Origin of the sequence: Glycomyces niveus, from assembly GCF_017592475.1 — a bacterium.
GTDB lineage: Bacteria > Actinomycetota > Actinomycetes > Mycobacteriales > Micromonosporaceae > Glycomyces > Glycomyces niveus.
In genome coordinates this window covers 262,687-270,407 of the sequence record NZ_JAGFNP010000006.1, presented here as the reverse complement: position 1 = coordinate 270,407, position 7,721 = coordinate 262,687, and the positions used below count along the sequence as shown (strand labels likewise).

The 7,721-nt window shown below is 68.6% G+C and carries 7 protein-coding genes and 1 pseudogene; 7 read left to right on the top strand and 1 reads right to left on the bottom strand.

What is annotated here, in order from left to right; translation table 11 throughout:
- Nucleotides 1-271: 271 nt before the first annotated feature.
- Nucleotides 272-892 carry an NAD(P)H:quinone oxidoreductase gene (gene wrbA / locus J5V16_RS13705; protein ID WP_208496853.1) on the bottom strand — a complete coding sequence of 207 codons (621 nt, stop codon included), beginning with the start codon at nt 890-892 and terminating at the stop codon, nt 272-274.
- Nucleotides 893-1,292: 400 nt separating this feature from the next.
- Between wrbA and J5V16_RS13700 the strand changes: the two genes are divergently transcribed.
- From J5V16_RS13700 to nuoF, 7 genes and pseudogenes are all read left to right on the top strand, one after another.
- Nucleotides 1,293-2,657 carry a geranylgeranyl reductase family protein gene (locus J5V16_RS13700; RefSeq protein WP_208496851.1) on the top strand — a complete coding sequence of 455 codons (1,365 nt, stop codon included), beginning with the start codon at nt 1,293-1,295 and terminating at the stop codon, nt 2,655-2,657.
- A gap of 4 nt (nt 2,658-2,661) precedes the next feature.
- Nucleotides 2,662-3,021 carry an NADH-quinone oxidoreductase subunit A gene (locus J5V16_RS13695; protein WP_208496850.1) on the top strand — a complete coding sequence of 120 codons (360 nt, stop codon included), beginning with the start codon at nt 2,662-2,664 and terminating at the stop codon, nt 3,019-3,021.
- A gap of 8 nt (nt 3,022-3,029) precedes the next feature.
- The gene (locus tag J5V16_RS13690) at nt 3,030-3,665 is read left to right on the top strand and encodes a NuoB/complex I 20 kDa subunit family protein (protein ID WP_208496849.1); all 636 of its coding nucleotides are present in this window, start codon (nt 3,030-3,032) and stop codon (nt 3,663-3,665) included.
- Nucleotides 3,662-4,360, top strand: coding sequence for an NADH-quinone oxidoreductase subunit C (locus J5V16_RS13685; protein WP_208496848.1), 699 nt, complete (start codon nt 3,662-3,664; stop codon nt 4,358-4,360). Before J5V16_RS13690 ends, J5V16_RS13685 begins: the two co-directional genes overlap by 4 nt.
- Complete coding sequence (locus J5V16_RS13680) at nt 4,357-5,697, top strand: NADH-quinone oxidoreductase subunit D (RefSeq protein WP_208496846.1); 1,341 nt, start codon at nt 4,357-4,359, stop codon at nt 5,695-5,697. Before J5V16_RS13685 ends, J5V16_RS13680 begins: the two co-directional genes overlap by 4 nt.
- Nucleotides 5,694-6,371 (top strand): annotated as a pseudogene (gene nuoE, locus J5V16_RS13675) (NADH-quinone oxidoreductase subunit NuoE); the annotation flags it as partial. The gene J5V16_RS13680 and the pseudogene nuoE, both read left to right, overlap by 4 nt.
- 17 nt (nt 6,372-6,388) lie before the next feature.
- Nucleotides 6,389-7,720, top strand: a complete 1,332-nt coding sequence (gene nuoF, locus J5V16_RS13670) for an NADH-quinone oxidoreductase subunit NuoF (RefSeq protein WP_307792957.1) — start codon at nt 6,389-6,391, stop codon at nt 7,718-7,720.
- Nucleotide 7,721 lies beyond the last annotated feature (1 nt).

Genomic DNA, 7,721 nt, shown 5'->3' with positions numbered 1-7,721 from the left:
GACATCACCCACAAGACGAGAAGCCATTCATGTTCCGCCGGACCCTCCTGCGCCCCAAGGCAAAACACCGAGACCGGCCCCCGCGGTCGGGAGTGTCGCCCGCCCCGCAACCCACCCGCAGCCCGCCGCCCGACCCCACCCGTCGACCCGCCTCTTCGTTGCTGATTGCTTGAACCTCATCCAGAGACGAGCCGGGATAGGACGACAAAGCGCCCGGCGGGTCCTCCTGATGCCGTAGGAGGACCCGCCGGGCGCTTGCGTGAATGTGCCGTTAGGCGGCGATGGCGGCGCGGCCGGCCTTGATGGCGGCGGTGGTGGTCACGACGCGCTCGGCCTGAGCGGCGGCGGCGTTGAGGACGTCCTCCGCGACCGGGGTGCCCCAGCCGAAGTGGGAGACGCCGTACGGCGACGCGTTCGCGAAGGCGACCTCGCCGGCGTAGCCGGGGGCCACGATGATGCCGCCGAAGTGGTGGAACGAGTTGTACAGCGCGAGCAGCGTGGACTCGTTGCCGCCGTGCTTGCCGGAGGCGGCGGCGAAGCCCGAGTAGACCTTGTCGGCCAGCTTGCCCTGGAACCACAGGCCACCGAGCGTGTCGATGAACTGCTTGAGCTGCGAGGAGACGTTGCCGAATCGGGTCGGGCTGCCCATGATCACAGCGTCGGCCCATTCGATGTCGTCGGGGGTGGCCTCGGCGATGTCGGCGGTGGCCTTGACGTTCGCGGCCCACTGCTCGTTCGAGTCGATGGCCTCCTGCGGGGCCAGCTCGGCGACTCGGCGCAGGCGGACCTCGGCGCCGGCCTTCTCTGCGCCTTCGGCGATCTGGCGGGCGAGCTGGGTGACGTTGCCGGTCTGCGAGTAGAAGACCACAGTGACCTTGACAGGCTCGGACATGTTCCTACCTCTTCCAGGGGAGCGAGCATAAGTAGTTCAGATTTGAATTACCCATCGACCATACGGGTCTCTCGGGGAAGTTTCAAATTTGAACGATGTGTCGATGGCCACGTTGCCTCGCGTGCCCGGATGCCCTATGGGGCGGCGCATCCGCGGAAGGCGCTTGTTACGAGAGTGTTTCCGGTGGTTTCGTGTTGCAGGGGTGTTCGACTGTCGGCTTTATCACTCGGTCGGTGTGCGTCACCTCAGGCGCTCCCATCGCTTCCGCAACTCTGGTTCAGGTACGCCTGTATGCCTCGTGACCTCGAATAATGACAACTTAGGCGGACCTAAGTGACAGGGCGTAGATAGCGGAGTTCTAGACTTGCGGCAAACGCTTGTGAAGATCTTCACAAGCCGGATGGTCGTTAAAAGGATCACCGCCCGTTCGCCTGAGAGGACGCCCGTGACCACTCACGCAACCCCGGAGGCCGACGTCATCGTCGTCGGCGCGGGACCTGGTGGTTCGGCCGCGGCCTACCACCTGGCCTCCCGGGGACTCGACGTTCTGCTGCTCGAGAAGACCCGCTTCCCCCGCGAGAAGGTCTGCGGCGACGGCCTCACCCCCCGCGCCGTCGCGCAGCTGCTCAAGATGGGCGTCGACACCTCCGAAGCCGCCGGATGGATCCGCAACCGCGGCCTCCGCGTCGTGGCCGACGACATCGCCATCGAACTCGACTGGCCGACGCTCCAGGACTTCCCGGCCTACGGACTCACCCGTACCCGTTTGGACTTCGATCAAATCCTCGCCGACCGGGCCGTCGCCGCCGGCGCCGAACTGCGCTGCGGCGTCAAGGTCACCGCGCCGGTCTTCGACCTCGCCGGGCGCGTCTGCGGGGTCACCGCCGTCGCCGACGGCGAGCACGTCACCTACCGCGCCCCGCTCGTGATCGCCGCCGACGGCGTCTCCGGGCGGCTCGCGCTAGCGCTGGGCCTCAAGCGGGACGAGAAGCGCCCCATGGGCGTCGCGGTCCGCCAGTACTACAAGTCCGCGGCCAAGCACGACGACGAGTACCTGGAGTCGTGGCTCTCGCTGCGCACCGCCGCGGAACCCGATGTGCTGCAACCCGGCTACGGCTGGATCTTCGGACTCGGCGACGGCCGCGTCAACGCCGGGCTCGGCGTGCTCAACTCCTCCGAGGGGTACGGCAAGACCGACTACCGTGCGCTGCTCCGCGACTGGCTCGCCAACACGCCCGAGGAGTGGGGCCTGGCCGACGAGGCGAACGCCGACGGCCCCGTGCGCGGCGCCGCCCTTCCCATGGGCTTCAACCGGACTCCGCACTACAGCCGCGGCCTCATGCTCGTCGGCGACTCCGGAGGCATGGTCAACCCGTTCAACGGCGAGGGCATCGCCTACGCCGTCGAAGCCGGCGAGGTCGCCGCCGCGGTTGTCGCCGACGCGCTCCGCGCGCGGTCGGTGCCGCGCCGCGAAGCCGTGCTGCGCACCTACGCCGACCGAATGGACGACCTCTGGGGCTCGTACTACCGCATGGGCGGGATCTTCTCGCACCTCATCGGCAAGCCCACCGTCATGAGGCTGTGCACCGAGCACGGCCTGAAGCGTCCCGCGCTCATGCGCGTCGTGTTGAAACTGCTGGCGAACCTCACCGACCGACCCGGGCGCGACACCGCCGACCGGATCGTCAACGGGATGCGGATCGTCACGCCCAGCCTGGGCCGTGCTCATGTTCGGCTCGCGAGCTTCACCGAAAGGAGGGTCTGAGAACGTGGAAGTCTATGTGCCCGTCGTGATCATGTTCGCGATCGGCGCCGGGTTCGGCATCGTCTCGGTGGTCGCCTCGCGCATCACCGGCCCGCACCGCAGGAACCGCGCCAAGTACGACCCTTACGAATGCGGCATCGAACCGGCCCCCACCACCTCGGGGCCGACCAAGTTCCCGGTGAAGTTCTACCTCACCGCGATGCTGTTCATCGTCTTCGACATCGAGATCATCTTCCTCGTGCCGTGGGCCGTCCACCACGACGTCCTCGGGATCTTCGGGTTCTGGGCCGTCTTCATGTTCATCGCCGCGCTGTTCGTCGCCTACGCCTACGAATGGCGCCGCGGCGGACTGGACTGGGACTAGGTGCCGCCATGGGTGTAGAAGAGAAACTGCCGCAGGGCATCATCCTCACTTCCGTGGAGGCCCTGGTCAACTGGACGCGCCGCGCGTCGATGTGGCCCGCCACGTTCGGACTCGCGTGCTGCGCCATCGAGATGATGGCCACCGGCGCGGCCCGCTACGACACCGGCCGCTTCGGCATGGAGGTCTTCCGGGCCTCTCCGCGCCAGGCCGACCTCATGATCGTCGCCGGGCGCGTGAGCCAGAAGATGGCCCCCGTCCTGCGCCAGATCTACGACCAGATGCCCGAACCGAAGTGGGTCCTCTCGATGGGCGTGTGCGCCACCTCCGGCGGCATGTTCAACAACTACGCGATCGTGCAGGGCGTCGACCACGTCGTGCCCGTCGACATGTACCTCCCCGGCTGCCCCCCGCGCCCGGAGATGCTGCTCGACGCGATCCTCAAGCTCCACGAGAAGGTCCAGCACGAGCCCCTCGGCGAGAAGCGCCGCCAGGCCCTCGCCGACCTTCCCGAGCCCGTGGTCAAGCCCGGCGCGATGCCCTCCTCGTACCGCTTCGACAAGCAGCGCAAGAAGGAGTGGGCCGAGGCCGTGAAGACCGGGACGGAAGAGCAGCTGCGCATCCGGAAGGCGGTGGCGAAGCGATGACCTCCGATCCCACGGGGACGGGCAGCGCGGCCCCGGACGACGTCCAGCCCGTCGGCATCCAGCGGCCCAAGGGCCTGTTCGGCGTCGCGGACACCGGTGACACCTCCGGCTTCGGCGGCCTCGTGCAGGCCCAGCCGACCGCCGGCGACCTCGTCTCGACGCCCGAACCGCTCGGCGGCTACTTCGACGAGGTCGTCGCCGCCCTGCGCGAATCGCTCGGCGACGACATCACCCGCGCATGTGTGGTCGACCGCGGCGAGCTCACCATCCACATCGCGCCCGACCGCGTCGCCGACGTCTGCAAGACCATGCGCGACGACGAGAGCCTGCGCTTCGAGCTCTGCAACTCGGTGTCCGGCGTGGACTACCCGGACCAGCGCAACCGGCTCCACGTCGTCTACCACCTGACCTCGATGACCTACCGCCGCCGCGTGCGCCTCGAGACCGCCGTGGGCCTCGAGCACCCGGTCGTGCAGTCCGCGACCGCGATCTATCCGACCGCCGACTGGCAGGAGCGGGAGGCGTACGACATGTTCGGCGTCGTCTTCGAGGGCCACCCGCACCTCACCCGCATCCTCATGCCCGACGACTGGGAGGGCTTCCCGCAGCGGAAGGACTACCCGCTCGGGGGCATCGCCGTCGAGTACAAGGGGGCCCACATTCCGCCCCCGGACGAACGGAGGGCCTACAAGTGACCGCCACCGACAACGGAACGTCCGCCGACGCCTATGCGGCCGAGCGCGACACGACCGAAGGCCGCGTCTACACCGTCACCGGCGGGGACTGGGACGAGCTCGTCGCCTCGGTCGACCCGGTCAGCGAGGAACGGCTCATCGTCAACCTCGGCCCGCAGCACCCGTCCACGCACGGCGTGCTCCGCCTGGTCTGCGAGCTCGAAGGCGAGACCGTCCGCTCGGTCCGCCCCATCGTCGGCTACCTCCACACCGGCATCGAGAAGAACCTCGAGTACCGCAACTGGACGCAGGGCACGACCTTCGTGACCCGCGCCGACTACCTCGCGCCGATCTTCAACGAGACCGCCTACTGCCTCGCCGTCGAGAAGCTCCTCGGCATCGAGGTGCCCCGGCGCGCCGACGTGATCCGCGTGATCATGATGGAGCTCAACCGCATCAGCTCCCACCTGGTCGCCCTCGCGACCACGGGCATGGAGCTCGGCGCGCTCTCGATGATGATCTACGGCTTCCGTGACCGCGAGAAGATCCTCGACATCTTCGAGGCCGTCTGCGGCCTGCGCATGAACATGGCCTACGTGCGCCCCGGCGGCCTCGCGCAGGACCTCCCGCGCGACGGCGTCGCGATGATCCGCGAGTTCGTCGACTACATGCCGCAGGGCCTCGACGACTACGAGGGCCTTCTCACCGGCAACGCCATCTGGCAGGAGCGCACCCAGGGCGTCGGCTACCTCGACGTCTCCGGCTGCCTCGCCCTCGGCGTCACCGGTCCCGTGCTCCGCTCCGCCGGGCTCCCCTGGGACCTGCGCAAGACCATGCCGTACTGCGGCTACGAGGAGTACGACTTCGAGGTCCCGGTGCACAACGGCGCCGACGCCTGGGCGCGTTACGTCGTGCGCCTCGAGGAGATCCGCCAGAGCCTGCGCATCATCGACCAGGGCCTCGACAAGCTCGAGCCCGGCCCGGTCATGGTCGAGGACAAGAAGATCGCCTGGCCCGCCCAGCTCGCCCTCGGCGCCGACGGCATGGGCAACAGCCTCAACCACATCCGGCACATCATGAGCCAGTCGATGGAGGCGCTGATCCACCACTTCAAGCTCGTCACCGAGGGCTTCCGGGTCCCGGCCGGGCAGGTGTACACCGCCATCGAGGCCCCACGCGGCGAACTCGGCATCCACGCCGTCTCCGACGGCGGCACGAGGCCGTTCCGCGTCCACATGCGAGAGCCCTCCTTCATCAACCTGCAGTCGATCCCCGCGCTCGCCGAAGGCGGCCTGCTCGCGGACGTCATCGCGGGCGGGGCCTCGCTCGACCCGGTCATGGGAGGTTGCGACAGGTGAACTACCCGGAGAAGATCCGCGAGCAGGCCGAGGCCATCCTCGTCCGCTACCCCGAGGGCCGCGAGCGCTCGGCGCTCCTGCCGCTGCTCCACCTGGTGCAGTCGCACGACGGCTACATCTCGGACGACGGCATCGCGTTCTGCGCCGAGGTCCTGGACATCACCAAGGCCCAGGTGCAGGCGGTCTCGACCTTCTACACCATGTACAAGCGCGAGCCGGCCGGCGACTGGCTGGTCTCGGTGTGCACCAACACCCTCTGCCAGGCCAAGGGCGGGCAGCAGGTGTTCGACGCGCTGAGCGACGAGCTCGACGTCGGCCACGACGAGACCACCGCGGACGGCAAGATCACGCTCGAGCACGCCGAGTGCCTCGCCGCGTGCGACTACGCGCCGGTCGTCACCGTCAACTACGAGTTCTTCGACGACATGGACGAGGCCAAATCCCTCGACCTGGTGCGGGAGCTCAAGGAGGGCCGCCGCCCGGCCCCCAGCCGCGGCGCTCCACTGTGCACGTTGCGTGAGATCTCGGTCCAGCTGGCCGGGTTCGACGAGGAGCGCACCGCCGGGCTCGAGGGCAACGCCCAGGGCGACGCCACGCTCGCCGGGGCGCGCCTCGCGGCCGAAGCGGGCATCACCGCGCCCTCGTACGACCCCGCCGCGCCGTTGCTGGCCAAGGAACCAGAGGAAGCGAAGTGAGCGTAACCGTGCCCGGTCCCAGGCGGCCCCGCGAGGACGCCCTCAACAAGCTCAAGCCCGTCGTCACCAAGCGCTGGTTGTCCCCGAACGCGTGGAAGCTCGACGTCTACGAGCAGCTCGACGGCTACAAGGCGCTCCGCAAGGCCCTCAAGTACTCCGAGGGCGACCTCATCGCGTTCATGAAGGACTCGGGCCACCGCGGCCGCGGCGGCGCCGGGTTCCCCGTGGGCATGAAGTGGCAGTTCGTGCCCGACGACGGTCAGGAGCACTACCTGGTCGTCAACGCCGACGAGGGCGAGCCGGGCACCTGCAAGGACCTGCCGCTCATGATGAACGACCCGCACTCGCTCATCGAGGGCATCGTCATCGCCTCCTACGCGATCAAGGCCTCCCGGGCCTTCGTCTACGTGCGCGGCGAGGCGATCCACGCGGCGCGCCGCCTGCGCAACGCCGTGCGCGAAGCCAAGGAAGCCGGCTACCTCGGCAAGGACATCCTCGGCTCCGGGTTCGACCTCGAGGTCGTGATCCACTCCGGCGCCGGGGCGTACATCTGCGGCGAGGAGACCGCCCTCCTCGACTCCCTCGAAGGCAAGCGCGGCCAACCGCGCCTGCGCCCGCCGTTCCCGGCGACGCACGGGCTCTACAACAAGCCCACGTGCATCAACAACGTCGGCTCCATCGCGGCCGTCCCGCACATCGTGCTCGGCGGCGCGCAGTGGTGGAAGGACCTCGGCTCCGAGAACGCCGCGGGCACGATGATCTACTCGCTCTCGGGCCGCGTCAAGCGCCCCGGCCAGTACGAGTGCTCGATGGGCACGACGCTGCGCGAGCTCATCGAGCTCGCCGGCGGCATGGAGGACGGCCACGAGCTCAAGTTCTTCACCCCCGGCGGCTCCTCGACCCCGATGCTCTCGGCCGACTCGATCGACGTCCCGCTCGACTTCGACAACGTCGCCAAAGCGGGCTCGATCCTCGGCACCACCGCGGTCATGATCTTCTCCGACCAGGACTGCCCGGTGGTCGCCTGCTGGCGCTGGATCAAGTTCTACGCCCACGAGTCCTGCGGCAAGTGCACGCCGTGCCGCGAGGGCAACTACTGGATGGTGCGCGTCTACGAGCGCATCCTCTCCGGCCAGGGCTCCCTCGGCGACCTCAAGCTCCTCGAGAGCGCGTGCAAGAACCTCCTCGGCCGCTCGTTCTGCGGTCTCGGCGACGGCGCGACCTCGTGCGTCACGTCCTCGCTGAAGTACTTCCGGCAGGACTACCTCGACTACATCGAAGGCCACAAGCCGGCCCTCTTCGACGCGGAAAAGATCGGAGCGCACTGAC

Excerpts from the sequence above, each read along its gene's own strand:
- wrbA (WP_208496853.1), bottom strand. The coding sequence starts at position 892 with ATGTCCGAGCCTGTCAAGGTCACTGTGGTCTTCTACTCGCAGACCGGC.
- J5V16_RS13690 (WP_208496849.1), top strand. The coding sequence starts at position 3,030 with ATGGGTGTAGAAGAGAAACTGCCGCAGGGCATCATCCTCACTTCCGTG.
- J5V16_RS13700 (WP_208496851.1), top strand. The coding sequence starts at position 1,293 with ATGGTCGTTAAAAGGATCACCGCCCGTTCGCCTGAGAGGACGCCCGTG.
- J5V16_RS13685 (WP_208496848.1), top strand. The coding sequence starts at position 3,662 with ATGACCTCCGATCCCACGGGGACGGGCAGCGCGGCCCCGGACGACGTC.